This is a genomic window from Gemmata sp. SH-PL17 (assembly GCF_001610855.1).
GTDB lineage: Bacteria > Planctomycetota > Planctomycetia > Gemmatales > Gemmataceae > Gemmata > Gemmata massiliana.
The window spans coordinates 5287509-5313036 of the sequence record NZ_CP011271.1 but is presented as its reverse complement, the minus strand read 5'-3'; the positions used below and the strand labels follow the sequence as shown (position 1 = coordinate 5313036).

Here is a 25528-nt window from a genome sequence, read left to right as displayed (position 1 = left end):
GGGGGATTCATGCAGACCCGGATAGTGGCGCGGTTAACCGCCCCGGTTGCCGCGGTCAGTGTGCTGCTGGTCGCGGTGGCGGTGAGCGCCGCGTGGTACGCGCGCGACTCGCAGCGGAACGTCTCGGTGATGCTCGACAATCACGTAGCGAGTGTCCACGCGGCACAGGAACTGGAGATCAGCCTGCGCGAGATCCACGTCCAATTCGACCGGTACCTGATTACCGGAGAGCGGAAGCACCTGGATTCGGTCCCGCGCCTCCAACAGCGCGCCGCGGAAGCGTTGGAGGGGGCAGAGAAACTCGCCACGATGGACCAGGAGCAGGTTCTCATGCGGCGCGTGCGCAAGGGTTACGAGCACTTTTTCGCCGAATACGACCGGCTCGAACAAGCCCCCCCGTCACAAGGCGTGTACGCGAAGGTGTTGGAGTTGATTGACACGGTTCTCGCACGCGAGATCCTCGAACCGGCTCGCGAGTACCTGAAGATCAACGAAGGGATGCTGAACCGCGCGAGCGAGGCGAATCGGGAGTTGTCGCAGCGATTAACCGTCGGGCTTGTTGGATTGGGTGTGTGCGGATCGGTGGCCGGGTTGCTCGGTGGGTGGGTGATCGCCGTTTCGCTCCGGCGGTCGCTGTTGAACACCGATCGCGTGCTGCGCGATACCGCGGCTCTACTCGGTGAAGCCGCTCATGTTCCCGCCGAGTTACCGACAACCGGTCCGCCCGGAACGACCCTCCAGCGCGTGACACATGCCGCTGCCGCGGTACTCAATCGGCTGAAACAAACCGAGCGCGACGCGCTGCGTGCCGAACAACTCGCGTGGGTCGGTCAGATGGCAGCCGGGATCGCGCACGAGGTTCGTAACCCGCTCACGGTCATCAAGCTGCTCGTTCAGGCCGCGACCGATCCGCGCCGGGCGAACGGGTTCCGGCCGCAGGATTTGCGCGTGCTGGAGGGCGAGATCCTTCGGCTGGAACAGATCATTCGCACGTTCCTCGATTTCGCCCGCCCGCCGCGTCCGGAGAAGAAGCCGGTCGAACCGGGGGAACTCATCCGCTCGTGTCTGGCGGGTATCGGCGCACGAGCCGAACTTCAGGGCGTCGAGATCCGAACTGTGCTTCCGCCCGATCTGCCGGCGCTCGACGCGGACCCGGGGCAGTTGGGGCAAGTGTTTTACAACCTCTTGTTCAACGCACTCGATGTTCTGCCATCCGGGGGAACGATTCGGATCACGGCTATCGGGAGCGAAGACACGCTCACGGTTCAGGTCTCCGATACGGGGCCGGGGTTACCGGCCGGGTTGGAGGAGCAGATCTTCGACCCGTTCATCAGCACCAAGGAAACGGGGCTGGGGTTGGGGCTGTCGATCTGTCGGCGCATCGTGGAGGCCCACGGCGGGTCGATCGGGGCCGGGAACGGGCCGGCGGGCGGGGCGGTGTTCGTGGTTCGTTTGCCGAGTGTTGCGCGGGCGCCGGAGCGAACCGACGCGCTCATTTCTGCCGGAGCGAAGTAATGCCGAAGTTGCTGATTATCGACGACGAGCCGGGCATCCTGTACTCGCTCAAGGCCGCACTGGAGAGCGACGACACGGTGGTTGTGACCGCACCGACCGCCAAACTCGGGATGGCCGCGGTCGCGCGCGAGAAGCCGGACGCGGTGATTCTCGACGTGCGCCTGCCCGACATGTCCGGGCTGGACGCCTTCGTCCACATCCGCGAGGGTGACCCGCACCTGCCCGTGGTCATCATCACGGCCCACGGGAACACCGACACCGCGATCGAAGCGATGAAGCGCGGGGCGTTCGAGTACCTGCTTAAGCCCGTTGACCTGCACCAACTCGACGAGGTCATCGGGAAGGCGTTCGAGCTGCGGCGGATTCAGTCCACCCCGACGCTGATGGGGGACGAAGCACCGCAGGACACCAACACCGATCAGATCGTCGGCCGGTGCCCGGCCATGCTGGAGGTCTACAAGCTGATCGGGCGGATCGCTTCGCAAGATGTGACCGTGCTCATTCTGGGCGAGAGCGGTACGGGGAAGGAGTTGGTCGCCCGCGCGCTCTACCAGCACTCAGCACGAGCGGACGGTCCCTTTGTCGCGATCAACTGTGCGGCCATTCCGGACGCGCTGCTTGAGAGCGAGTTGTTCGGGCACGAGAGAGGCTCGTTTACGGGGGCGGACCGCAAGCGCATCGGCAAGTTCGAGCAGGCACACGGCGGCACGATCTTCATGGACGAGATCGGGGACATGAGTCCGGCGACGCAAGCCAAGGTGTTGCGCCTGCTCCAGGACCAACGGTTCGAGCGCGTGGGCGGGAACGAAACGATCGAGACGAACGTCCGTGTGGTCGCCGCGACGAACCAGAACCTCGCGGCACTGGTCGCGGCGGGGAAGTTCCGGGAGGATCTGTTCTACCGACTCAACTCGTTCACGATCCCGCTCCCGCCACTCCGCGAGCGCACCGGAGATGTCGGGCTGTTGGTGAATTACTTCATCACCGCCACAAATCGCAAATTGGGGAAGCACGTGCGAGGGGTCGATCCCGAAGCACTGGCTGCACTGGAAGCCTATCACTGGCCCGGGAACGTGCGCGAGTTGGAAAACACGGTCCGGTTCGCGGTCGTGCAGGCGGTGGGTGAAGTGATAACGCTGGACGCTTTGCCCGCATCGATTCGGGGCGGTCCGAGTCGTCCGTCCTCGACACTGGACCTACAGGCGCTCATTTCTGACCTCTTACGTGTGGGGACACCAGATATCTACCGGCAGGTCACGCAATCGGTTGACCGCGTGCTGTTGACGGCCGTGCTCGATCACGTTCACGGGAACCAGAAGCAAGCGAGCGACCTGCTCGGCATCTCGCGCACGACGCTGCGGGCCAAACTCCAGTCACTCAACCTGGGTGTCGAGAAGCAACTGCGTTCCTCCGATCCCGGAGTTGTTCCGGTGGACCTGCCGATTCAGGAGTAGAAAAACCTAAAAATGCGCGCGAACCTTTTGGCGCGTTCTACTGTCTCACCTCCCCAACAAGAGACCCGATTGGGAGATACGGTGATGCAGAACGCGATCGATCGCCTGAAATTTGCTGTGCAGACGCTTCCGGGTGTGCTCGCACAGTATTCGGAAACCGAGAGCGAACGGCGCCCGGCACCCGAGCGGTGGACGAAGAAGGAAGTCATCGGGCACTTGATCGACTCGGCCTCGAACAATCACCAACGGTTCGTTCGCGGGCAGTTGGCGGCCGGTCAAGATTTTCCGCGGTACGAGCAAGAAGGGTGGGTTCGGGTTCAGAACTACCAGGGCGCGAAGTGGGCCAATCTGATTGATCTCTGGCGCGCGTACAACACGCACCTGTTGCACGTCGCCGAGAACATGTCCGCTGAGGGGCGCTGTGCGACGTGTCGGGTTGGTGGCGCTGCCGAAGTCACACTGGAATGGCTATTCACTGACTATGTCGACCACCTGGAGCACCATTTGCGGAAGGTGCTCGGTGCGTGGGGATAATCGGAAACTTGAGGGCGACGATCAGGCGATTAAATCAGCCCGCCGTTGACGCGGATGTTCTGCCCCGTGATCCACCGGGAGTCCGGCCCTGCAAGCATCGAGACCACCGCGGCGATGTCTTCCGGGGTACCGAGCCGCCCCAGCGCCGCCATCTTCGCGTAGTATTGTTTCTGTTCTTCGGTCTTCCCCTGACTGAACAGTTCGGTGTCAGTCGGCCCCGGGGATACCACGTTCACGGTGATCCCGCGCGCCCCGACTTCCTTGGCCAGCACGTGAGATAGCTGCTCAACGGCTCCCTTCGTGGCAACGTAGGCCGCGTACCCCGGTAGCATCATCGCGGTGGTGGACGACGAGAAATTGATGATGCGCCCGTCGTTCGCCAGGCGCTTTGCGGCTTCCTGGCTGGAAAAGAACGTGCCCTTCACGTTCACGCCGAACAACCGGTCGTACTCTTCTTCGGTAACCTCGACCACGGGTTTGGTTAATAGCGCACCGGCGTTGTTCACCACAACATCGAGCCGGCCGAATCGCTCAAAGGTGGCGTCGAACAGCCGGCGCACGTCGGCGACTTTGCTCACATCGGCCTGAATCGCGACGGTTTTCTCGCCCGCACGTTCAATTGCGGTCACGGTTTCCGCGGCCTGTTGAGCGCCGCCCGCAAAGTTCACCACAACCGCGGCGCCGTCCGCGGCCAAGCGAAGGGCGATGGCCCGGCCGATCCCGCGTGACGCCCCGGTCACCAGAGCCACTTTGCCCGTTAAGTGCTGTCCCATTGCCGATCTCCTCGGTTCCTGCGTGTCGCAGGAATCGCTTGAACGGACTTACCGCACGGCGAGGGCTAATCTTACTCCCAGCACGCGGAGCGGCGGCGCACGCACGGTCTCCCGAATTGTGAGGGTCGCATGGGTAAGACGTTCACCGAAATCAACGACGATCTGCGAAATTTCATCGCCCGGCAACACCTGTTCTTCGTCGCCACCGCACCACTTTCTGCGGACGGGCATGTGAACGTATCGCCCAAGGGCCTGGACACCTTCCGCGTGCTGGGGCCGACCACGGTTGCGTACTTGGATCTGACCGGCAGCGGCGTGGAAACGATCGCCCACCTGCGCGAGAACGGGCGCCTCACGATTATGTTCTGCGCCTTCGAGGGCCGGCCACGCATCCTGCGTTTGTACGGGCACGGTCGGGCCGTCGAACCGGGCGATTCGGACTGGCTGGCTGTTTCCGCAGCGTTCCCGGACCTGGCCGGCGTTCGCGCGGTTGTCGTGATGGACGTGAGCCTGATCGCCGATTCGTGCGGTTATGCGGTTCCGCTTTACCAATACGCGGGCGACCGCGAGCAACTCGTCGCGTGGGCCGACAAGAAAGGTACCGAAGGGTTGACGCAATATCGAGCGCAGAAGAACCGCGCGAGCATTGACGGGTTGCCCGGATTACCTTCGGCGGAAGAAAGCTGACGGGTTCGCGAAAAACTTTCGTCCGGTGTCACAGAACCGCTCCCGTCCCCGTCCTTGGTTGTGAAGAGGGAGTGATGACATGAGCGAGCCGTCTCCACACAGCGCTGAAAACCTGCGGCCGAAGTTGCTGGCGGTGGCGTACCGGATGCTCGGAACGGTGGCCGACGCCGAAGACGCGGTGCAGGACGCCTACCTGCGCTACCAGCAGCACGCGGCCGAAGTGGAGTCGCCCGAGGCGTGGCTCGTGAAGACCACCACACGGGTGTGCATCGACCGGTTACGGAAAACCAAGCGCGAAGAATACGTCGGTCAGTGGCTCCCGGAACCGGTCGCGGATTCGTGGGCCGGCGCGACCGATCGCACCGAACTGGCCGATTCGCTTTCGATGGCGTTCCTCGTTCTGCTCGAAACGCTTTCGCCCACCGAGCGCGCCACCTACTTGCTCCGGGAAGTGTTCGGCTACGAGTTCGATGAGATCGCGGAACTGCTCGATAAGTCCCCCGTCAACATCCGGCAAATCGCGGCCCGTGCGAAGAAGCGCCTCGACACGCGCGAGCGGCGGTTCGATGCCGCACCCGAGCGCGTGAGCGAGTTGGCGGACCGGTTCTTCACCGCGTGTCGATCCGGGGACGTGGGGGCCATCGAATCGATGCTGACGTCCGACGCGACACTGTTCTCGGACGGTGGAGGGAAGACTCACGCCGCTCCGCGCCCTGTGATCGGGACACGCCGGATCGCCAATCTGCTCGCTGTCGTGTTCCGCAAGTTGCGGCAGTTGGGCGACCTCGCTCCGGCCACCGTAAACGGCGCGCCGGGGATGGTGTTCACGATCGCGGGCCGACCCGTGGAAGTCCTCACGTTCGCGGCTCGCGAAGATCGCGTTGATACCCTCTTCGTCGTGCTAAACCCTGACAAACTGAGCCGTTGGCCCTTATCGCCTTCGGCCGATGACGACGGCACCTATCGCCCCGGACCTTGGGAGAAAAATCGCAATGGAAGCTCGAGTGAACTACCTGAAGCACGCTCCTGATCCGCTTAAAGCGATGTACGCGCTAGAAACATACATCCGTGGGAGCGGATTGGAACACGCCCTTCTCGAACTGGTGAAGACGCGCGCCTCACAGATCAACGGGTGTGCGTACTGTCTGGACATGCACACGCAGGACGCACGGGCCGCGGGCGAGACGGAGCAACGGCTTTACGCACTCAGCGCGTGGCGCGAAACGCCGTTCTTCACGGATCGGGAACGGGCCGCGCTCGCCTGGGCGGAACTGGTAACCGAACTCGAAGACGGCGTGCCGGACGAAACCTTCACCGAAGCCCGTAAACACTTCACCGAGAAGGAGTTGGTCGACCTGACGTGGGCAGTGATCTCGATCAACGGGTGGAACCGGCTCGCGATCAGTTTCCGCGCGGTGCCTGGAACGTACAAACCGCACCTGCGTGCGCAAATGGCGGCTACCATTACCGGAGCCGCGAGCTAATCGAAGGGTGAACCGTCCGTTTCAATCGTGTGTGAAAATGTAACAACGACATCCGTAACTGGTAATTTGGATTACACTTCAGGCGGATATTCGTGTCGGAAATACAAAAACGCCCCTGATAATTCAGGGGCGTTCCTTTTAAATCCGAGAAGAGCGGTTCCCACACATGAGGAACTGCTGTTCCCGTCCCAACTAATCGGCCTTCTTTGCTTCGACGCTCACGACGACTAACTTGTCTTCCTTCTTTTCCGTCGTCACTTTGACCGCCGAACCGGGCTTCAGGTCTTCGACTTTGCACTCTTTACCGTCACAAGTCACCTTTGCGGTGGCCGGGATGACGTGCGTGTGCTCCTTCTTCCCGTCTTTGTCGGTCATCGTCAGCTTGCCGGCTTCGGCCTTGACGACTTTGCCTTCATGGGTTCCCGGCTTCGTATCTTCTGCGAACGCCGGGCTGAAAGCGAGCGCCAGAACCGCAACCGACGCCAGAGCGAAAACGTGACGAAGCATTTGTGGCCCTCTGTTGGAATCCTGTCGGGCGACGGGCCACGGTGGTTGCAACCGACGTGCCGCCCGATTGTCAAGATTTCATGCAGAGAGGGACGCCTTCGCCGCGCGGAGGGCGAGGCGGTAGTCGCGACGGCGGACGCGCGACACGGGCTTTGCGACCGCGGGGCGGGTGAGCGAGGCGGGTTGCACCGACCGGGCCGCGGGTTGGGCTTTGGCTTCGTTGGCGGTCCGCTTTTGGACGTTTCGAGCAGCGAGTCGGACAACGGTCGCGACCTGGAACATGACGCTCGCCGCGAGGCCGACGTACAGAACGGTGGAGGTGATTTGAGCAATCATGGCTAAGCGTCCGCTGCCGTGAAGTTGGGTTGCATGCGTGTAACGCGACCCATCAACGGACTTGCGCCGGCCACCAACTGTGTCAAGAAAAAGGCGCTGGGTGCTTTTCGGCTCAGGATTCTGGAGTGAGTGGGGCTTCTTCGGCCGCAGAAACGGAAGCTCTCCTTTGTGACTTTCGCTCGAATCTGCCATTTCTTGTAATGGCGGACTGTGAGTGTTGCACGGGCTGGGGCCAAAACGTTAGCAATTGTTAGCCGCGCGAATTGAACATGCTCGAAAACCCCAGGAATTGTGGGCAATGACGAGGTTTTGTGACGGATGTGACGCGCGCAGAAAGCGGCTTTTTCAGGGCAGTAGCGTTGGCAATTGTTAGTCTCGTTTCGAGATCCGTAGCGACTAAACGAGCCGTGACCGCAAGGGAGCGGGGCATCCTGTGCGTGGAACCGTGACGATAAATGGGGGCGCCTCCCACTCCCTAGCGGTCGCGGCTCGCTACAAGCAAACTGAAACGGGGCTAGCCGTCGTGGGCTATCCGATGCGAATTGTGCGGAATGGGCAAACTGGGAAGCAGAGGCAGCAAAGGCGACCCCCCTTTGAAAGCCCCCTGGACTATCTCTGCTTCGATCGCGTTTTTAATTTGATATGGGTGATGCAGATTGCATTTACTTGTGTTCGGTTCCGGCGCCCACGGCGAAACCGGCGCTCGTGATTACGTTTTCCACGGGTACATGTTGGACTTCGCGTGCCTGTGCTTTCGGAAACAGGTCCGGTGTGAGTAGGTGAGGAACGATGCCGTGAACCAGCCCGAAAATGACCCCACACCCGATCAGAACCCAGCACGCAGTGATTAAGAACAGTTTCATGGTGCGCTCTCCCGGTGCGGTCTTCGTTGCCCGCGCAAGCATTATCCCGCGCGGACGACGAGAGCCAATGAGCAATCCGCGCGCCTCCTCGAAAAGTGGGGTTGCACTGCGCGAACCGGTATCGATCCCGGAAGTGGCGGAAGCTGAAGAGACCGGGCGCCCGATCCCGACCGGTTTTGATTGCTCTTAAAAGTACATACTCACACTTCATCGGTGCTCTTGCACCGGGGACGAATGAGCAGGACGAGCACGATGGAGAAGATCGCGAAGCTCGCGAACACACTGAAAATGATGTTGAGCGGCACGTTACGGTCGCGCATTTCGCCGAAGCCCCAATCCGCGAGGCCGCCGCAACTGATACTCACGAGGTTCATGATCCCGTATCCGGTCGCGCGCAGTTCGGGCCGGACGATCTGGCAGAGGATCGGCATGTTGTTGCAATCGAAGAACCCCCACCCCAAACCGAAGAGCACCAGGAACGCGATTGCCATGCTGAGAGTCCCCGCGTTCCCAACACCGAACATCGCGGGGACGATGAAGCACATCCCGATCGCGCTCACGAAGATACGCCCGCGTTCGTTGGTGCGCATCCAGCGGTCCGCGAGCCACCCGCCCACGAACGCGCCTACAAGGGCCGCCGACTGCCAGTACAGCGTCGCGGCCACGCCCGCTTTCCCCTGGCCGATGTCGAACTGTTTTTTGAGGATCGCAGGCATCCAGTCTCGAACGACCCACCCCGCGAGCGCCGGGAGCGTGAAGTACAGCACCAGCAACACGAACGAGAGGTTGCTGAGTAGCTCGGTTACTGCGCGGACTGGGGATACTTTCGGCGCGTCCTCAACGGCAGTGGGCTTTCGCGGTGCGTCGCGGAGAAGCAGTATGAGCGGAACGGCGTAGAGCATGCCGCAGATGCCGCAGATGTTGAAGGCGCCGCGCCAGCCAAAATCGGGCGCGTCCGCCGCGTACCCACCAAAGCCACCGGCAATGACGCCGCAGTAGATCGCCGTTTGGTGCAACCCGATCGCACGCGACCGCGTGTGCCCGGTGTGGTAGTCCGCAATGAGTGCGAGGGCAGCAGGCATGTAAAACGCCTCGCTGATACCCATGAGGGCGCGCGCGACGAGTAGTTCGTCGTAAGTTGTGACGCGGCCGGTCGCCCATGTCACCGCGGACCACACGAACAGGCTCCCACAGATGGTGAACCGGCGACTGAACCGGTCCGCGACGAACCCGCCGATCGGACTGAGGAAGGCGTACACCCACTTGAACTGGCCGAGCATGAATCCCCAACCCGCGTCACCCTGAATGGTGGGGATGTCGGCCATCACGGAGAACTTCATCGACGCGAGCATCTGCCGGTCGAGGTAGTTCAGCAGTGCGACCGGCCACAGGAGCGCGACCGCGAGCCACGCGAGCCGAACGAGCGACGGGGCAGGGGAGAGGGCGGACACGCGGACAACTCCTGCATCTTTCGACAGATGGAACCGCACGGACGCGGGAACGGTCGGGACCGACGGCCCGAACGCCGTATCGCGTAACGATCGCGAACCGCAAGCGAGGCACCAGCGTAATCGGTTTGGGCAACGGCTCAACGTTCATTCTTTGTTTCTCGGTTCACTTTGGGATTTGTTGCGCGTTAGAAGCGTGATGTGAAGTTGACTCTGTGACCGGTCGATGAGAAAATGACCGCGTGAAACTTCTCACTGGCAACGTATGACGCGGGTGCTCGTACACACCGGGTTGGCTGTCGCGATCGCGCTGGCTCCAACTCTCTGCTGCTGCAAGGTCGGCTGGTTCTCACTTCCAGTGCGGACCGCGCGCGCTGGCGCGCCCATTACGTCTACGTCTGCCCCGATCGAATCGTGCCGACTCAAATCAGCGCGAAGCTGTTGCCACGAAAGTGCTTCCAATTCTTCAGAACACCCGGCACCCGCTCACACACCCGATGAATGCGTGTGCTGTGTCGAGCAGCACGATGCCGCGCTGACGGAGAGCAAAGTCACTGAAACGGCTCCGCAGCCGACCGGTGAATTGCTCGCACTCGCGCAGGCCGGGTTACTCGCATTTCCCGAACACCTCGGTTCCGACCGAGGGCTGTACCCGCGTGGCCGACCCGAGGGGCTACGCGACGCCCGGTTTATCGCGCTTCACGAACGGCACGTTCTGCGCTGCTGATCCTTGATTTGTGGTCGCTTTCACCCCGTCCTCGGGGTATCGTATCGCCTAAATCGTGTGGGACGCGCTCCCGCACACATTCGAGAACTTATTCACCACAATTCGGAGAATAGCGATGAAAGTGTTCGCAATCCTCACCGCGAGCCTGATGACGATTGGTGGCGGCTACTACTTCTTCCAGGCCGAATCAGGCTGCTCCGGTTCCCGGTGCGGCATGCCCCTCCCGGCGACCAGCGGGTGTTGCGCAGAGACGTCGAGCTGCTGCGCGGCGCAAGAAGAGTGCTGCCCGCTTCAAGAAGCGTCCAGCTCGGTGGCGACGAGCCTGGTCGCGAGCGTGAGCACGAAGTCCTCGTGCTGCGCGAAGACCGACGAGTGCTGCATCGTGACCGCGGCCTGCTGCACCGTCGAAAAGATCAGCACGGTCACGAAGCCGGTCCAAATCGAAGCGTGCTGCGAAGCGTGTGCTAGCCCGGCCAGCACCATCACCAGCGCGGCGAAGAGCATCGTGAACGTGAAGTAAGATGTAACCTGATTTTCAGGGAACACGGGCAGTTTGAACAGCCCGTGTTTTCGTTTACAGGAAGTGACGCGCTAGGGCCGTCGTCACTCGACAGGGTCTGCTACTACCGTGACCGGTTCGCTCGTGCGCTCGTAGACCGCACGCCAGACCGACCCGCCCGTTTCCAGTGCCTTGCGCTCGAAGTTTGTAGCGAAGCCCGCTTCGGTGCGCGGCGCGGCGAGTTGCTCTTCTTCGGGCCGCAATTTGAACGCCGGCATCGCGCCCACGATCGCGGTCATCACACCGTAGTATTCCTCGACATCGGTCGCAATGTAGAGGCGGCCGCCCGTTGTGATGGCCCGGGCTGCGTCCGCTGCGAAATCGGGGGTGAACACGCGCCGCTTCTTGTGCCGCGACTTCCACCACGGGTCCGGGAAGTACACGTGGACCGCGGCCAAACTCCCGGCCGTAACGTAGTCGCGGAGCACCAGTTTCGCGTCCGCGCAGGTGGTCTTCACGTTCGGCAAGTTGCGGATCGCGTACCGTGTCGCAGCGTAGAGCTGGTATTTGCGAACGATCTCAATGCCGAAGAAGTTGGTGCCCGGTCGCGCGAGTGCCGCGTTCAGCAGGAACAAGCCTTTACCGGTCCCGACCTCAATTTCGGCCGGGTTCGCGTTGCCGTACAGGGCGGCCCAATCGATGGGGGTGACGGGCGCGCGTGTCACAGGCTGTTCCGGCTCGCCTTCAGAATGGGAAGAAGCCGCATCTCCGGACTTGTCCGGAGAAGTGCGAACGCTCAAGTTCTTCGCTTCCCACACCCACGGCGCGAGCTGTTCGTTGGAGAGACGCCGGGGTTTACGCACCGCGAAGCTCCTCCAGTTTGCCCAGCGGGACGCCCGTGATAAGCGCCTCGAACGTGCGCTCCGTGCCCACGAAACCGGTGACGCGGAACCGCGTGAGCCGGCGGTGAACCTTGATGCCGATGCCGACCAGCACGAGCCGCTCGCCCGGGCGCACCTGGCGCACAAACTTCACTTCGTCGATCCCGCCCAAACCGAGGAGCACGCCTGGGTCGCCGATTTTCTGCGTGGTGTAGTAGTACCCACTCAACTGCGCGCCGGCCTCGCACATGAGCACCCCGGGCAACAGCGGGAAGCCCGGCATGTGCCCGCGCGCCCAGAAGTCGTTCGGGGTGGTGTCCTTGTAGCCCACGATGGTGTGTGAGGCGCGGTCCACGTGGACAATGCCGCTAAGCATCTCGAACTCGTACCGGTGGGGGTTGACCGCACGAATCTCTTCGATCCCGGCAATGGGTTTCGAGAAATCGAACGCGGTCGGGTCGATCACCGGCACTTCGGCAGACATGAATGCTCGCTCCCTCAAAACTATCGTCGGGGCTTCCAGAGTTCTGTTGTAAGGCACGCGGCTCGCGCGAAAAGCAGCCCCTACTCGATCAGTTCTAATACCTGTGGTAATTCCGTGATTAATGCGTCCGGGCGCAACGCCGGATCTTTGAGTTGCTCGCCGGTCGCAGAGAGGCTGTTCTTATCACCCGCGAACAGTGCCGTGCGGAACCCGTACTTCTTGGCCGGACCGATGTCGCGTGTCAGGTTCGATCCGATGTGCAGGACTTCCGACGGGACCAGTCCGCGCCCCTCCGCGAGCGTCATCGCCGCTTTGAACAGCGTATCCGACGGCTTGCGGGCCTTCTTTTCGGCAGAGATCAGCCGCAGCGCGGGCGGGATGATCGCGTTCAGGTCGACGTCCGGATCTTCTAGTCTGAGGCAGCGCTGAAGTTGGCCGAAGGTAAAGCACTGCCCGTCTGCAAGTAGCCCCTGGAACACGCTGCGATCAGCAAGGAGTTTCAGTGCGTCCGCCGCGCCGGGGTACGGCCCAACACCCTGAATGCTCGCGTGGTAGAAGTAGGCGATCTTCTGGACGTACTCGCCGAGCGAGCCGTAGGTGACGGCGTCGAATGAGTAGTCTTTCTGCTGGAGCTTTTTGACGATGTCGTCCCAGACGCGCTCGGACTGGACTTCGGGGAACTTCTCCCCGCCGCTGCCGGCGAGCCGCAATGTGGTGAGAGCCTTGTTGAACAGCTCGCGCATGTACTCCGACGGCGCGCCCGGTTTGCGGCTCATCGAGTTCCACATCTTGAACTCTTTGATGACCTTTTCCAGCGCCGCGGCGGTCAGGAACTCTTGCGGGTGTTCAAATGCGATTTCGCCTTGTGGGATTGCTACGAGCGTGCCGTACACGGTCCAGAACACGGCCCGGACGGGCATCGGGTGGAGCGACGGCTTGGCCTTCGGCGCGTCGATTTTGGGCGCTGAAGGCCACGGCAGGTCCGGGCGCGCGTGAATTTTCTCGACGTACTGCTCGAGCGTGAGCGGCATAGCCGGTTCCGGCAGCAAGTGGCGGCGGGTCGATGGGTTGCGCCTCAATTTCGTAGGCTAGCAGCCCTTCGCGTCGGAATCAAGCAGCGGAAAGGTAGGTAGTGTCTGAGTTGAACTTGTGGATCGCAATCTGAAGCGATATTCGTGGTCGTCCGCATCACGGGATGTGATCACAGCTACAATTTAGGCGATACTCGATGCGCCGCACTTTGCTCACTCACAAAAGCCGTCCGTCCCTTCCCGGATACGGCACTGTATTCGGTTGGGCTTTAGTGATTGGTGGGGGAGTTAAACCCGTTTGGATTGGGTTGCGGATGATGCGTGCGGAGGATGACATTGCTTGGGGTGATGTGTGTGAATTCCTTCGCGGTGAGTTTCTGGCGTTGGCGATTGTGATCGTGGGCGCGATTTTGGTTTTGGGATACTCGCGGTCCAAGTATCGTTGTGACCAATAGCGCCACGCCACTCATTTCACTAAACGCGGTTCGATCCAGCCCCCGTGCGCCTCTGTGATTCCCGGCCGTGCACAACCCGAGGGTGAGTACGCTGACCCCGTGGGGTCAGCGTCTCGTACTTGGGCGGCTTTTTCACGCCGCCCGTCGGTGGTTTTGTGGCTCCAGAATCCACCCCAGACCTTTGGTCCGTTCAAGTATAACACTCTTGTCGATCATACGGTCGCAGATCCGTTGTGCACGCATTGCATCCCCGATCCCTTCAACCGCTCTCTGGAGGCCTAACGGAACTGTGGACAGTGCGGCTCACGGACGGCAAGTGGGAGGTGTCAGGCGTGTATCTGGACGGTGGGAAAGAGATTGGGCATTCGTCGAGTCGTAGGTTAAGGTAGCTAGTAAGACGCTCACCTACGTCCACAAGTTCGTGAAGACGCCCCGTGCCCGGCTGAGCGGTGCGACCGTCACGGCCGAACTCGGCGACAAGATCGTGCGCACGTAGCGGTTGAACGGGTCGAGCGGCACTCGCGATATGACCCAGCCCGTGCGCTGACGGTGCCCGTGGTTGGGGCAAAAGAGTTCGCCGCGCGGCGCAAATCAGGGCGTCCGCGGCCCGTTCTCCAAGTATGATTCGCGGAGTGGCGCTTGGGAACAGGTTGAGGTGACGATCGATGTCCCAATCGTTCGACGTGATCGTGCTGGGCGTGGGCGGAATGGGTTCGGCCGCGTGCTTCGAGCTGGCGCGCCGCGGGCGCCGCGTACTGGGCCTGGAACAGTTCCCACTCGTTCACGCACGCGGCAGTTCGCACGGGCACACGCGCATCATTCGCACCGCGTATGCCGAACACCCGAGCTACGTTCCACTGGCGCGGCGGGCGTTCGAGAAGTGGTACGAACTGGAACAACTCACCGGTCGGCACTTGCTAACCGAGTGCCCGTGTTTGAACGCCGGCCCGCCGGGGAGTGACCACGTTGAAGGGGTCCGTGCGTCGGTGCGCACTCACAACCTTGCGGCCGAGGAACTGACCGGCGATGAGATTAACCGGCGCTACCCTGCGTTCCACTTCCCGGGCGATTTCATGGGAGTCATCGAGCAAGCTGCAGGGTTCTTGTTCGTCGAAGAGTGCGTTCGCGCTCAGATTGATAGCGCAGTATCCTTTGGGGCCGAGATCCACGCGGAGGAAGCCGTTCGTGCGTGGAAGGTCGTCGGGGACGGTGTGGAAGTGACAACCGATCGTGGAACTTATCGCGCAGCGAAACTGGTGATTGCGGCCGGTGCGTGGGCGACGAAGTTACTCGCGACGATCGGCGTTCCGCTCCGGGTGATGCGACAGGTATTGCTCTGGTTCGCGGCGGGGGGGCGCCCCGAATTGTTCCGACGCGACCGGTTCCCGCTGTTCATCGCGGACGTGCCCGGTGTGCCGTTCTACGGACTACCGGCCATCGATCCGTTCGGGGCAAAAGTCGCGCGGCATTACGGCGCGCCGGAACTTCCCGATCCGGACGGCGTGTCGTGGGACGTGAGCACGTCCGATGTAGAAGTGCTGCGCGAGAACCTGGCGGCAATGCTTCCCGGATTAGGTGCCTTCACGAAGGGGCAGGTGTGCATGTACACGGTCACCCCGGACCGGCACTTCGTGATCGATCAGCACCCGGAGTTCCCGCAAGTGAGTGCCGCGTGCGGGTTTTCGGGGCACGGATTTAAGTTCGCGCCCACCGTGGGTGAAATCCTCGCCGACCTCGCGGAACGCGGAATCACCGCCCACGACATCAGCCTGTTTTCCGCGCGCCGAACTCGTTGACTCAACTCAGAGTAGAGGCTCAGAACGGGACGTCCTCACCTTCTCCGAAAAGGCTCGGGCCGCTCGGTTGGGGCTTGGGTTTGCGCCGCGGGGCTTCCGGCGGCTGAACCACGTTTGTTTTCCGTGGGGGGAGTTCTCCAGACACAACGGGTGCGCTCGTAGTGACTGGGGCGGTGACGACGGCGGGCGTCGAAACACCGGGCAGTTCGTGTTGTTTTTCTAGCGAACTGAGCACCGCGGTCGCGCGCTTCAGTACGGCGTTCGGAACACCCGCGAGCCGCGCGACGTGGATGCCGTAACTGCGCTCCGCGTTGCCCGGTGCGATCTTGTGCAGGAACACGATTTCGTCGGCCAGTTCGCGCACCAGCACGTTGTAGTTCCGCAACCGGGGCAGGGCGGTCGCCAGTTGCGCCAGTTCGTGGTAGTGCGTCGCGAACAGTGACCGGCACCCGATCGCGTCGTGCAGGTATTCCGTCATCGCCCACGCGAGCGACACGCCGTCGTAGGTGGCGGTACCGCGGCCGATTTCGTCCAGAATCACGAGGCTGCGCGGGGTCGCGTTGTTCAGGATGTTCGCGGCCTCGGTCATTTCCACCATGAACGTCGATTGCCCGCGGCTCAGCTCGTCGCTCGCGCCGACGCGGGTGAAGATGCGGTCCGTCATGCCGATCGTCGCGCTCTTCGCGGGGACCAAGCTCCCCATGTGCGCCATGAGGGTAATGAGCGCGACTTGGCGCAGGAACGTGCTCTTGCCGGCCATATTCGGCCCAGTGACGAGCCAGAACGTGCCGTCGTCGGGACCGAACGCGGCGTCGTTGGGGACGAACGTGCCCGGCGGCAGGATCTGATCGAGTACCGGGTGCCGGCCGTCGCGGACGTCCAGAATCGGCTCGTCGACGAGCACCGGGCGGACGTAGTTGCGGGCCGCCGCGAGTTCCGCCAGCGCGGAGAGCATGTCGAGCGCTGCGAGCACTTCCGCGGCGTTCAACAGGCGCGGCGTTTGGGCCGCGACCTGATCCCGGAGCGTGAGGAAGAGTTGCAGTTCCAGAGCGCGGCTCTTGTCCTGCGCGGTGACGACCTTTTCTTCGTACTCGCGCAGCGCGGGCGTGTAGTAGCGCTTCGCGTTCTTGAGCGTCTTCTGGTGCTTGTACTCGGCGGGGGTCTTGGTTTCGTTGGCGTTAGTGATTTCGAGGTAGTAACCGTCGATCTCGTTGTACCCGACCTTGAGGCTCCCGATCCCGGTGCGCGTGATCTCCTGGGCCTGATAGCGCGCGATCCAGTTCTTCCCGTCGGTGGTGAGCGCGCGCAACTCGTCCAGCCCCGCGCTGAACCCTGCGCGAATGACGCCGCCCTCCTTCGCGATGTGCGGTGGGTCGTCTTCGATGGCCTTGTCGAGCAGTTCGCGGATGTCCGGGCACAGTTCGAGGCGCTTTTCCAGCTCTTGCAGGAGCGGGGACCGGCGCCCGGCGAGTTTCGCTTTCACCGCGGGCAGTTTGCGGAGCGTGCGGGCGATCGCGGACAGGTCGCGGGGACCGGCCTTCGCGGTGGAGACGCGCGTGGTGAGGCGCTGGATGTCGGAGCACGCTTCGAGGTGCTCGCGCACCGCCCGGCGCAGCGCGTGATCCTTCAGCAGTTCTTCGACAGCATCGAGCCGCGCGTTGATGGCTGGGCGGTCGGTGAGTGGCGCGAGCACGCTGTCGTGGAGCAGTCGGGCGCCCATCGGGGTCACGGTGCGGTCGAGCACCGAGAGAAGCGACCCGTCGCGCTGGTTGTCGCGCAGTGTGCGCGTGAGTTCGAGGCTGCGCCGCGTGACTTCGTCGAGTGCGAGGAGCGCGTCCGGGCGGTGCGGCCGGAGTCGGCGGATGTGCTGGAGGCTCGCTTTCAGCGTCTCTTGCAGGTAAATGATGACCGCGCCGGCCGCGATAAGGCACGGCTGCGCGTCCTCGAACCCGAACCCAGTGAACGTGCTCACCGCGAAGTGGGTCTTCAGCGCGGCGAGTGCGGTCGAGGGGTCGAAGGTCCAGTCGGGCCGGGCCACGCGACTGCGCGGCAGGTGCATCCCGGCGGCCTGCGCCACGGCGTTCGTGAGAGCGTCTGCGAACAGGCACTCGACCGCGTTGAGCCGCGAGAGCTCGTCGGACAGTTTGGGAGTGGGGACGTCGGCTGCGGAGAAGTACCCGGTGGATAGGTCGACCCACGCGATCCCGTAGACGCCGGCCTTCGCCGCGGGCACGAGCGCGACGAGGTAGTTCGGGGCGCGCGGGTCGAGCAGCCCGTCGTCGGTGATCGTGCCCGGGGTGACGATCCGGTTCACCTCACGCGGGATGATTTTCTTCTTCGGGTCTGGCTCTTCCATCTGCTCGCACACTGCCACGCGGTGCCCGGCGCGGAGCAAAAGTCCGAGGTAGTGTTCGAGTTTGTGGACAGGAACCCCGGCCATCGGGATCGATCCGTCGCGCTTGGTGAGCGTGATGCCGAGTACGCGCGAGCCGAGTTCCGCGTCGTCCTCGAAGAGTTCGTAGAAGTCGCCGTTACGGAACAGGACAAGCATTCCCGGGTGCTGGGTCTTCGCGTCGCGGTACTGCTGCATCATGCGGGACATGGCTGCGTCCGGGTCGAAAGTCTCGAGGTCAAACGTCACGCCGTCGGCTCGCGCCGCGACAAGAGTGTATCGGAATCTCCGAACCGTGGGAATGAGCGAAGTGAGCGCCGGCCGCGACCAAACCGAGCTTACGACTTTCGACTGTACGACTTAAAACCGAAGGGACTGCCGACCTGGTCGGTACCGGTCTCGCGACGGTAGTATCAATCACAATCAAAACCGGGAGTTTCGGGATGGCGAAACCGTTCGACGCGACGTTGAATGCGCTGATCGCCGTCCGCCCGGACGATTGGGCCGCGTACTTCGCGCGGCTCGCGGGCATTCCGCCCGGTCCGAGCGAGTCGCTCGACACCGATCTTGCGACGACGCTCCAAGCCGACCGAATCTTTCGCATTAACGGCTCGAAGCCGGCACTCCTGCACCTGGAACTGGAAGCGAATCACCGGCTCGGCGTTCCGCGCGATTTGATGCGATACAATACTCTCATTGACCACCAGCACGAACTACCGGTGGAAACGGTGCTGGTGCTCCTGCGGCCGAAGGCACTGGCGAGCGACCAGAACGGGCTGTACACGCGGCACGGCGTCACCGGGAGCATTATTTCGCAGTTCCGGTATCGTGTAGAGCGTGTTTGGGAGCGTTCGATTGATGACTGGCTCAGGGGCGGTCTCGGCCTCGCACCACTGGCGCTACTGACGGACGAAGCGAGTGCCGATCTCGAAACCGCGCTGGACCGGTTTCACACGTGCTTGGTCGGTACCGGGGCGGACCGAACCGTCACGAACAGTGTGTTGGGATCGTCTTACGTGTTGTGCGGCCTGCGATACGACAACGAGCGCGTGGCCGAGATGTACCGGAGGTTGAGTATGCTGATGAAGGAATCGACGACGTACCAGGCGATTCTCGGCGAGGGGCGCGAACAGGGGCTTGAACAAGGCCTCGAACAGGGCCGTCTCCGCGCTTCAAGAGAGTTACTCTTGCGTCAGGGCACGAAGAAGTTTGGCTCGCCATCAGTGGCGAGTGCAGCGATTCTTAATGGGATTACGGATTTGGGGCGATTGGAGCGCCTCGCGGACCAGATCCTGGACGCGACGGGCTGGGACGAGTGGCTAAAAACGGAGTGAGTTTGACCGGGGCGAGGATCAAGCCGAAACTTCGCGTACCTTGACCATGCTGACGATGTTGCCCTTACCGTGGTACTCGACCTCGGTCATGAACCCGCGCATGAGGAGCAGACCGCGCCCGCAGGGGCGTTCGAGGTTCTCGATGGCGGTGGGGTCCGGCACGTCGTCCGGGTTGAAGCCGTCGCCCTCGTCGGTGATGCGGATGTCGAACCGCTCGGGCGTGATGTGGTAGACGACGAACACCCGCTTGTCGGGGTCCATCTGGTTACCGTGCTTGATCGCGTTGACGAGCGCCTCTTCGAGCGCGAGCTTGATCGCGAAGATGTCGTGTTCCGTGTACCCCTTGGCGTGCAGCGCGTCCTCGATTAGTTCCATCACGCGGCGCGACTCGCCCAGATCGCTGGGGATGGTCAGTTCGGTGACGGTGCGGGTGGCGCTCATGCTTGGAAGTCGCGGGAACCGGCGAAATGGAGCACGGGGGGCGGACGGAGGCGCCCCCGCGCGAGTGGGCGGTCGGTCAGAACCCCTGCAGCCCGGCCTGTTCGTCCGGGAAGATGGTGAGGATCTTGTCCAACTTGGTAATCTTGAACACGTCAAGGATGTCCTTGGCGATCTTGCACAGCACCAACTTGCCTTGAACGGCCTGGAGTTTGCGGTGCAACGTGATCAGCTTGCCGAGGGCGGCACTGGACATGAACTCGACGTTGCCGAAGTTGAGCAGCACTTTCCGACGGCCGAGCTCGTCGACCAGCCGGAACAGGTCGTCGCCGATCATCTGGATGTTCTGCTCGTCCAGGATCTTCTTGTCGACGAAGTTGACAACCGCGATGTCCCCGATGTCCTCGACTTCGAGCCGGCGACGGCGGGGCGGTTGGGACGCCATGAGACACATCCTCAGCGAGAAGGAAAGCGAGTGCCAGCCACACGCAGCGGCGCGCGCCAACCACACGGAGTAAAGGAAATCATTCTGGTTCGAGGGCGTTCTGTCAAGTGGCACGGGGGGTTTTTAACGCCCCGGTGCTCACTCACTTGCGACCAAAACGGGCGCTCCACGCTCCGTTCCCGGTACGCGCGACCGAAGCCAGATCCGCGGCGCGAGATTCGATCCCAATTGTCTCACGCTTCGGGTGCGCGTGGCGCAATTCTTATTCGCACGGCGCAGTTCCTGCGTTCCTGAACACGAACAATGGGGCTGGCTGGTTCCGCGAGTTCCCGTTCTTACTAGCGAGAGTAACACTCGCGCGGCCGTTGTGCATCCAACAATACGTGCAGTTCGCACGACCGGCGCCAGAGAAATCGGAACGACCGTTCCGAGCGGCACGCCCGGACCCGTCTCGGACCCGACAGAAATTCAGTAATTCGCACGAGAGTCTCTCGACACGACACCTGCGCGAGAGGATACTGAACCCGGTGATACACCACCCACACATCGCCTTCAGGTCGGGACCGGTTGGTAACGAAAGGGATCGGGAATGCTTCGCTCTCCTTGGGTCGGCATCGCGGGTTTGGTGCTGGTAGTGGCGGGCGTATTCGCCGCGACCACGTGGTTCGGTGGCACCACTGGCGTTAGTGGGGAAGCCCATACGGAATTCTCTCCAACGCCGGCTCCCACCCGGTCCGCGACCATTCGGTTGGCTGAGGACGCGCCGGTCGTGGGCGTGTCGATTGGGGGGCGCCACCGGGCTTACGTGCTGCAAGCCTTTTTGTCCCCGAGCACGCACATTTACAACGACATGCTCGGACCGGTACCGGTTACGGTCGCGTACTGCAACTTGAACAACTGCGTGCAGGTCTACACCGCGCCCGACCGGAACAAGCCGCTCGACGTCAAACTGGTCGGCGCGGACCCGACCAACGCCCGGAGCATGTCGCTCAAAATCGGCGATTACCTGTATTCGCACCAGTCCAGCACACCCATCAAACCGGGCGACCCGGCGTTCCCGTACACCGTCACCGAGTACAAACGGACGACTTGGAGCGAGTGGCGCAAGGAGCACCCCGACACGGATCTGTACCTCGGGAACCTTCCGCTCGCGCCGCCGGACGAGACCACGCCGCTCGCACCGCGTCCGTGATCGCTGCTGCCGATTACGGAAGGGGAATTCCCTTTAGCTCAAATGGCACCTTGATCTCGACGAGCGGCGCGGGAGTCTCGTAGACGAGTTTCCAGCCCTTGGTAGTCGGGGCGCTGAAGCCGTTTTTCGGGTCTTCCTTGTACCGGTGGATCACGACAAGTGGGGTCGCGACGTCCGGGGCCGGGATCTCGTAATCGTCGAGCGCCACCGCCTTGCCGTCCGGCGACCGCAGGAGCAGGCGGTTGTCGCGCAACCACCATTGACCCTCGAAACTCTGGAACGTCGGCTGACCCGCGGGGTAGGTGACTTCGACTGCAATTTCCCACGAATCGCCCTTCTTCTGTACGCGCTTCAGGACCGCGGATACGCCGTCCTGTTTCTGGGCATCCGGCAGCTTCCCGTCCGGTACGTCGAACGCGAACGCGAGCAACCGGTCGGCGGCGGTCACCGTAAACTCGCCGGCCAGGGTGAACTGTTCGGTCTTGCGCGTCAGCCCGTTAAGGCGCACTTTCATTTCGCTCGTGGAATTGGTAGGTAACGTCTTCCCGGCTCCGTCCTCGGCGGTAGCCTTCGTCCCGGTCGGGTCCGTAACTTTGCTAATCCGCGGCGCCGCATCAATGCGGTACACGCGAACACGCGGTTCCCAGTGAACGAGCAGGCTCACTTCGTGGAACGTGGCGCCCAGGTCGAGCATCGCGCGCCCCACGACTTGCTGCGCGACCACGCGGAACGCCCCGTTCGTAGCGGCGATCTCCTGGGACGCCCCGCGCGGAACGAGTTCGACCTTCCGCCCGCCTTCGGAGAGCGCGATCCGCGTGCGCGTTTTGTCCGCGGCTGTCTGGAGTGCGGCCCAGAAGGGCGTCTTGTCGAACGTGACCGGGCACTGTGTTTTGATCGTCGCGGGCGCGACCGAGATCGGGATTTTGGACTGTTCCGACAGTCCCACGCAGACCTCGCCGAGCACTTTGCCGGACTTGTTCCAGGTGACCGGGGTCGGGGCGAGTGCGGGCTTCGGCGGGTCGGCCGCTGGAAGTAGTGTCAGCGCGCCCAGCGGCAGAACTATAATGGATAGAAGTCGCACGGCGGTCCTCGGTTCGTGAGGGGGGCGGCCCGGTCGTGTAGACGACTCGGAAGCCCACACCTATCCTAATTTTGCACCACGAGCCGAGCCACCCGCGGTCCGCCCCGCCTCGATTCTTGCTCGCTACACGAGGATTTCGCCGATGCTCGTCACTCCGGACGTGTTGGCTCTGAATAGCGCCCGACTTCCCGAAGACGTTGACCCGCAGGAAACGACCGAGTGGCTCGAAGCAATGGAGGCCGTGCTGAAACACGGCGGACCGGAGCGGGCCAAATTCCTCCTCGAAACGCTCATCGCGGTGACCGATCGGGCCGGGGCGAAAATGCCCGGTGGAGTCACAACACCTTACGTCAACACAATTCCCGTTGAGGATCAGCCGGCGTTCCCCGGTGATCGGGCACTTGAGCGGAAGATCAAAAGCATCGTCCGCTGGAACGCGATGGCGATGGTGCAGAAGGCGAACAAGAACACCAACGTCGGCGGCCACATCGGAACTTTTGCCAGCGCCGCCACACTCTACGAAGTCGGCTTCAATCACTTCTTCCACGGCCGCTCGGCCGACCACCCCGGCGATGTTGTGTTCTTCCAGGGTCACGCCAGCCCGGGCATGTACTCGCGAGCTTTCGTTGAGGGGCGGTTGGATGAAACAAAACTGAACAACTTCCGCCAGGAATTGAAGCCCGGCGGTGGGATATCGAGCTACCCGCACCCGTGGCTCATGCCGGACTTCTGGCAGTACCCGACCGTCAGCATGGGCCTCGGCCCGATCATGTCCATCTACCACGCCCGGTACAACCGCTACCTCCGGGACCGTGAGCTCGCGAAGACAGACCTCGCCCGCGTGTGGGCGTTCCTCGGCGACGGCGAGTGCGACGAGCCGGAGTCGCTCGGTGCGATCAGCCTCGCCGGGCGCGAGAAACTCGACAACCTCACCTGGGTCATCAACTGCAACCTGCAGCGGCTCGACGGTCCGGTTCGCGGGAACTCGAAGATCATTCAGGAACTCGAGGGTATCTTCCGCGGGGCCGGCTGGAACGTTATTAAGGTGATCTGGGGGACCGACTGGGACGAGTTGCTCAAGAACGACCACACTGGCGCACTAGCTCGTCGCATGATGGAAGTGGTCGACGGCGAATACTGTGACTACGTCGGGCGCGACATGCGAACGGCTGAAGAAAAGGTCACACACGCGAAAAAAGCCGACCTCATCACCGACGAAGAGGACGCCGAGCGCCGCGGTGCATACATCCGCGACACGTTCTTTAACACGCCCGAACTCAAGGCGCTGGTCGAGCACCTATCGAATAAAGACATCGCGGGGCTGAAACGCGGCGGCCACGACCCACTGAAAGTGTACGCGGCATACAAGGCCGCGACCGAGCACAAGGGGCAGCCGACGGTGATTCTGGTGAAGACCGTCAAGGGCTACGGCATGGCCGGCGACGGCGGGCAGGGAAAGTTCACCAACCACCAGCAGAAGAAGGTCGCAATCAAGGAATTCCGCGACCGCTTCGAGCTGCCGATCACCGACGACCAACTCGAACACATTCCCTTCTACCGGCCAGCCGACGACAGCCCGGAAATGAAGTATATGAAGGCTCGCCGGGCGGCCCTTGGCGGCCCACAGCCGTTCCGCAACAACGAGTTCGTCCCGTGCCAGCCGCCGGAGCGTAAGGGCTTCGAGCGCCAGTACGAGGCCACAATCCAGGGGAAACCCATCTCCACCACGTTCGCGTGGGTGAATCTGATGACCGCGATTTGCCGCGATCCGCACATCGGCAAGTTGCTCGTCCCGATTGTCCCCGACGAGGGGCAGACGTTCGGGATGCCGCCGATGTACAAGACGTTCGGGATGTACTCCAGTGTCGGGCAGACGTACACACCCGTCGATAAGGGATCGTACACCGAGTACCGTGAATCGAAGACCGGCCAGATCCTGCAAGAGGGGATCAACGAGGCCGGGAGCATGGCGAGTTGGATCGCAGCCGGCACCGCGTACAGCACGCACGGCGTGAACACGATCCCGTTCTACATCTACTACTCGATGTTCGGGTTCCAGCGCATCGGCGACCTCGCCTGGGCCGCGGCCGACGCCCGCACCCGCGGGTTCCTGATGGGCGGCACCGCCGGGCGCACAACGATTAACGGCGAGGGGCTCCAGCACGAGGACGGGCACAGCCCCCTGATGGCCATGACCATCCCGACGTGCCGCACCTACGACCCGGCCTTCGCCTACGAACTCGCGGTCGTCATCGAAGAGGGCATCAACGCGATGTACGTGCGCGGCGAGGAGTGCTTCTACTACCTCACCGTTTATAACGAAGCGTATGACATGCCCGCGATGCCCGGCGAGCACGTGCGCGAGGGGATCATCCGCGGGCTGTACTCGGTGAAGAGCGTGAAGCCCGTCGGCGCGAAACTCGAAGTGCAGCTCGTCGGCAGCGGCGTCATTCTGAACGAGGCGCTCCGGGCGCAGCAGATCCTGGCCGAGAAGTACAACATCGCCAGCACGGTCTACAGCGCGACCAGCTACCAGATGCTCCGCAAGGACGCCATCGAGTGCGAGCGCCACAACCGCCTGCACCCGGACGCGACCAAGAAGGTGCCGTTTGTGGCGCAAGTGCTCGGTGGCACGAACGGGCCGATCATCGCGACGAGCGACTACATGCGGGCGCTGCCGGAAACGGTCGCCCCGTACCTGAACGGCCGGATGCTCGCGCTGGGGACCGACGGGTTCGGCCGCTCGGAAACCCGCAAGGCGCTGCGCCGGTTCTTTGAGGTGGACGCGGAGAACGTCACGGTCGCGGCGCTGTACTCGCTGTTCCAGCAGGGGCAACTGGACCCGGGCACGGTGAAGCAGGCGATCGCGGATCTGGGCATCAACCCGGACGCCGCGCATCCGTGGACGATCTGATCGGGCGCTAGGCTGGTGCCCTCAAAACCGCCGGTTGTGACTTCCGCGACCCACCAAACGGGCGGATCGGGTCACTACCGGCGGTTTGTTTTGAAATTGTGTTTCGGGTGAGAAGTCGACGTCCGCTTCGCAGAGTTTCGGGGCCAATAACAGTCGCCCCGGCGGACGTGAGGGCTCCCGGAACAGTAACCTGACAGCAAACAAGGCGCGAGTCCTCGGTGCCAGCACTAGGCGCCGTGGGTAGCAAGACCCGATCAA

The 25528-nt window shown here is 62.7% G+C and carries 24 protein-coding genes; 12 read left to right on the top strand and 12 right to left on the bottom strand.

Annotation, left to right across the window (positions count from 1 at the left end):
- The first annotated feature begins 9 nt into the window (after positions 1–9).
- The 3 genes from VT84_RS21805 (at position 10) to VT84_RS21795 (ending at position 3503) form a co-directional block, all read left to right on the top strand.
- Positions 10–1515 (top strand): sensor histidine kinase, encoded by a 1506-nt coding sequence (locus tag VT84_RS21805; RefSeq protein ID WP_082840983.1) that lies wholly within the window; start codon positions 10–12, stop codon positions 1513–1515.
- Positions 1515–2969 (top strand): sigma-54-dependent transcriptional regulator, encoded by a 1455-nt coding sequence (locus VT84_RS21800; protein ID WP_082840982.1) that lies wholly within the window; start codon positions 1515–1517, stop codon positions 2967–2969. Before VT84_RS21805 ends, VT84_RS21800 begins: the two co-directional genes overlap by 1 nt.
- An 84-nt stretch (positions 2970–3053) precedes the next feature.
- Positions 3054–3503, top strand: coding sequence for a DinB family protein (locus tag VT84_RS21795; protein ID WP_162271801.1), 450 nt, complete (start codon positions 3054–3056; stop codon positions 3501–3503).
- Positions 3504–3532: 29 nt separating this feature from the next.
- Here VT84_RS21795 and VT84_RS21790 read toward each other — a convergent pair whose 3' ends face one another.
- Positions 3533–4276 carry an SDR family oxidoreductase gene (locus VT84_RS21790; protein WP_082840980.1) on the bottom strand — a complete coding sequence of 248 codons (744 nt, stop codon included), beginning with the start codon at positions 4274–4276 and terminating at the stop codon, positions 3533–3535.
- A 129-nt stretch (positions 4277–4405) separates the two neighbouring features.
- Between VT84_RS21790 and VT84_RS21785 the strand changes: the two genes are divergently transcribed.
- The 3 genes from VT84_RS21785 to VT84_RS21775 all read left to right on the top strand — a co-directional run bounded on the left by VT84_RS21785 (position 4406) and on the right by VT84_RS21775 (position 6447).
- On the top strand, positions 4406–4963 hold the full coding sequence (locus VT84_RS21785; RefSeq protein WP_082840979.1) for a pyridoxamine 5'-phosphate oxidase family protein: 558 nt from the start codon (positions 4406–4408) through the stop codon (positions 4961–4963).
- Positions 4964–5042: 79 nt separating this feature from the next.
- Positions 5043–5993 (top strand): RNA polymerase sigma-70 factor, encoded by a 951-nt coding sequence (locus tag VT84_RS21780; protein ID WP_082840978.1) that lies wholly within the window; start codon positions 5043–5045, stop codon positions 5991–5993.
- Positions 5956–6447, top strand: coding sequence for a carboxymuconolactone decarboxylase family protein (locus VT84_RS21775; protein WP_082840977.1), 492 nt, complete (start codon positions 5956–5958; stop codon positions 6445–6447). The genes VT84_RS21780 and VT84_RS21775 overlap by 38 nt, the downstream gene beginning before the upstream one ends.
- A gap of 192 nt (positions 6448–6639) precedes the next feature.
- Here the strand turns inward: VT84_RS21775 and VT84_RS21770 are convergent, their stop codons facing one another.
- The 4 genes from VT84_RS21770 to VT84_RS21755 form a co-directional block, all read right to left on the bottom strand.
- Complete coding sequence (locus VT84_RS21770; protein WP_052551948.1) at positions 6640–6954, bottom strand: hypothetical protein; 315 nt, start codon at positions 6952–6954, stop codon at positions 6640–6642.
- A gap of 78 nt (positions 6955–7032) precedes the next feature.
- Positions 7033–7290, bottom strand: a complete 258-nt coding sequence (locus tag VT84_RS21765) for a hypothetical protein (protein ID WP_082840976.1) — start codon at positions 7288–7290, stop codon at positions 7033–7035.
- A gap of 662 nt (positions 7291–7952) precedes the next feature.
- Entirely contained in the window at positions 7953–8153 is a 201-nt protein-coding gene (locus VT84_RS21760) for a hypothetical protein (protein ID WP_052551945.1), read from the bottom strand.
- A gap of 200 nt (positions 8154–8353) precedes the next feature.
- Entirely contained in the window at positions 8354–9604 is a 1251-nt protein-coding gene (locus VT84_RS21755) for an MFS transporter (RefSeq protein ID WP_052551943.1), read from the bottom strand.
- Between the two features lie 502 nt (positions 9605–10106).
- Here VT84_RS21755 and VT84_RS21750 point away from each other — a divergent pair.
- Together VT84_RS21750 and VT84_RS21745 are read left to right on the top strand one after the other, a co-directional pair.
- Positions 10107–10328, top strand: a complete 222-nt coding sequence (locus VT84_RS21750) for a hypothetical protein (protein WP_052551941.1) — start codon at positions 10107–10109, stop codon at positions 10326–10328.
- Between the two features lie 115 nt (positions 10329–10443).
- Positions 10444–10848 carry a hypothetical protein gene (locus tag VT84_RS21745; RefSeq protein ID WP_052551939.1) on the top strand — a complete coding sequence of 135 codons (405 nt, stop codon included), beginning with the start codon at positions 10444–10446 and terminating at the stop codon, positions 10846–10848.
- Positions 10849–10931: 83 nt separating this feature from the next.
- Here the strand turns inward: VT84_RS21745 and trmB are convergent, their stop codons facing one another.
- The 3 genes from trmB to VT84_RS21730 form a co-directional block, all read right to left on the bottom strand.
- Positions 10932–11690 carry a tRNA (guanosine(46)-N7)-methyltransferase TrmB gene (gene trmB / locus VT84_RS21740; protein WP_052551938.1) on the bottom strand — a complete coding sequence of 253 codons (759 nt, stop codon included), beginning with the start codon at positions 11688–11690 and terminating at the stop codon, positions 10932–10934.
- Entirely contained in the window at positions 11683–12192 is a 510-nt protein-coding gene (locus tag VT84_RS21735) for a 3-hydroxyacyl-ACP dehydratase FabZ family protein (RefSeq protein ID WP_052551936.1), read from the bottom strand. Before VT84_RS21735 ends, trmB begins: the two co-directional genes overlap by 8 nt.
- An 80-nt stretch (positions 12193–12272) precedes the next feature.
- The gene (locus tag VT84_RS21730) at positions 12273–13223 is read right to left on the bottom strand and encodes an HAD family hydrolase (RefSeq protein WP_052551934.1); all 951 of its coding nucleotides are present in this window, start codon (positions 13221–13223) and stop codon (positions 12273–12275) included.
- A 1120-nt stretch (positions 13224–14343) separates the two neighbouring features.
- Between VT84_RS21730 and solA the strand changes: the two genes are divergently transcribed.
- Positions 14344–15474 (top strand): N-methyl-L-tryptophan oxidase, encoded by a 1131-nt coding sequence (solA, locus tag VT84_RS21725; RefSeq protein WP_052551932.1) that lies wholly within the window; start codon positions 14344–14346, stop codon positions 15472–15474.
- Positions 15475–15493: 19 nt separating this feature from the next.
- On the opposite strand, the gene mutS is transcribed toward solA, so the two are convergent.
- Positions 15494–18115 carry a DNA mismatch repair protein MutS gene (gene mutS, locus VT84_RS21720; protein ID WP_239465432.1) on the bottom strand — a complete coding sequence of 874 codons (2622 nt, stop codon included), beginning with the start codon at positions 18113–18115 and terminating at the stop codon, positions 15494–15496.
- 194 nt (positions 18116–18309) lie between these two features.
- Between mutS and VT84_RS21715 the strand changes: the two genes are divergently transcribed.
- Positions 18310–19200, top strand: a complete 891-nt coding sequence (locus tag VT84_RS21715; protein WP_082840975.1) for a hypothetical protein — start codon at positions 18310–18312, stop codon at positions 19198–19200.
- 18 nt (positions 19201–19218) lie between these two features.
- On the opposite strand, the gene VT84_RS21710 is transcribed toward VT84_RS21715, so the two are convergent.
- Both VT84_RS21710 and VT84_RS21705 read right to left on the bottom strand, forming a co-directional pair.
- Positions 19219–19641, bottom strand: coding sequence for an ATP-binding protein (locus VT84_RS21710; RefSeq protein WP_052551926.1), 423 nt, complete (start codon positions 19639–19641; stop codon positions 19219–19221).
- Between the two features lie 76 nt (positions 19642–19717).
- The gene (locus tag VT84_RS21705; protein ID WP_052551918.1) at positions 19718–20083 is read right to left on the bottom strand and encodes an STAS domain-containing protein; all 366 of its coding nucleotides are present in this window, start codon (positions 20081–20083) and stop codon (positions 19718–19720) included.
- 589 nt (positions 20084–20672) lie between these two features.
- Between VT84_RS21705 and VT84_RS21700 the strand changes: the two genes are divergently transcribed.
- Positions 20673–21275 carry a DUF3179 domain-containing (seleno)protein gene (locus VT84_RS21700; protein ID WP_052551916.1) on the top strand — a complete coding sequence of 201 codons (603 nt, stop codon included), beginning with the start codon at positions 20673–20675 and terminating at the stop codon, positions 21273–21275.
- Positions 21276–21288: 13 nt separating this feature from the next.
- On the opposite strand, the gene VT84_RS21695 is transcribed toward VT84_RS21700, so the two are convergent.
- On the bottom strand, positions 21289–22356 hold the full coding sequence (locus tag VT84_RS21695) for a hypothetical protein (RefSeq protein ID WP_082840974.1): 1068 nt from the start codon (positions 22354–22356) through the stop codon (positions 21289–21291).
- Positions 22357–22498: 142 nt separating this feature from the next.
- Between VT84_RS21695 and VT84_RS21690 the strand changes: the two genes are divergently transcribed.
- The gene (locus tag VT84_RS21690) at positions 22499–25270 is read left to right on the top strand and encodes a transketolase-like TK C-terminal-containing protein (protein ID WP_082840973.1); all 2772 of its coding nucleotides are present in this window, start codon (positions 22499–22501) and stop codon (positions 25268–25270) included.
- The last annotated feature ends 258 nt before the right edge of the window (positions 25271–25528 follow it).

Coding starts and splice junctions, on each gene's coding strand:
- VT84_RS21735 (WP_052551936.1), bottom strand. CDS start 12,192: ATGTCTGCCGAAGTGCCGGTGATCGACCCGACCGCGTTCGATTTCTCG.
- VT84_RS21760 (WP_052551945.1), bottom strand. CDS start 8,153: ATGAAACTGTTCTTAATCACTGCGTGCTGGGTTCTGATCGGGTGTGGG.
- VT84_RS21775 (WP_082840977.1), top strand. CDS start 5,956: ATGGAAGCTCGAGTGAACTACCTGAAGCACGCTCCTGATCCGCTTAAA.
- VT84_RS21780 (WP_082840978.1), top strand. CDS start 5,043: ATGAGCGAGCCGTCTCCACACAGCGCTGAAAACCTGCGGCCGAAGTTG.
- VT84_RS21700 (WP_052551916.1), top strand. CDS start 20,673: ATGCTTCGCTCTCCTTGGGTCGGCATCGCGGGTTTGGTGCTGGTAGTG.
- VT84_RS21710 (WP_052551926.1), bottom strand. CDS start 19,641: ATGAGCGCCACCCGCACCGTCACCGAACTGACCATCCCCAGCGATCTG.
- VT84_RS21785 (WP_082840979.1), top strand. CDS start 4,406: ATGGGTAAGACGTTCACCGAAATCAACGACGATCTGCGAAATTTCATC.
- VT84_RS21800 (WP_082840982.1), top strand. CDS start 1,515: ATGCCGAAGTTGCTGATTATCGACGACGAGCCGGGCATCCTGTACTCG.
- VT84_RS21790 (WP_082840980.1), bottom strand. CDS start 4,276: ATGGGACAGCACTTAACGGGCAAAGTGGCTCTGGTGACCGGGGCGTCA.
- VT84_RS21765 (WP_082840976.1), bottom strand. CDS start 7,290: ATGATTGCTCAAATCACCTCCACCGTTCTGTACGTCGGCCTCGCGGCG.
- VT84_RS21770 (WP_052551948.1), bottom strand. CDS start 6,954: ATGCTTCGTCACGTTTTCGCTCTGGCGTCGGTTGCGGTTCTGGCGCTC.
- VT84_RS21795 (WP_162271801.1), top strand. CDS start 3,054: ATGCAGAACGCGATCGATCGCCTGAAATTTGCTGTGCAGACGCTTCCG.
- VT84_RS21730 (WP_052551934.1), bottom strand. CDS start 13,223: ATGCCGCTCACGCTCGAGCAGTACGTCGAGAAAATTCACGCGCGCCCG.
- VT84_RS21705 (WP_052551918.1), bottom strand. CDS start 20,083: ATGGCGTCCCAACCGCCCCGCCGTCGCCGGCTCGAAGTCGAGGACATC.
- VT84_RS21715 (WP_082840975.1), top strand. CDS start 18,310: ATGGCGAAACCGTTCGACGCGACGTTGAATGCGCTGATCGCCGTCCGC.
- VT84_RS21690 (WP_082840973.1), top strand. CDS start 22,499: ATGCTCGTCACTCCGGACGTGTTGGCTCTGAATAGCGCCCGACTTCCC.
- VT84_RS21805 (WP_082840983.1), top strand. CDS start 10: ATGCAGACCCGGATAGTGGCGCGGTTAACCGCCCCGGTTGCCGCGGTC.
- solA (WP_052551932.1), top strand. CDS start 14,344: ATGTCCCAATCGTTCGACGTGATCGTGCTGGGCGTGGGCGGAATGGGT.
- VT84_RS21745 (WP_052551939.1), top strand. CDS start 10,444: ATGAAAGTGTTCGCAATCCTCACCGCGAGCCTGATGACGATTGGTGGC.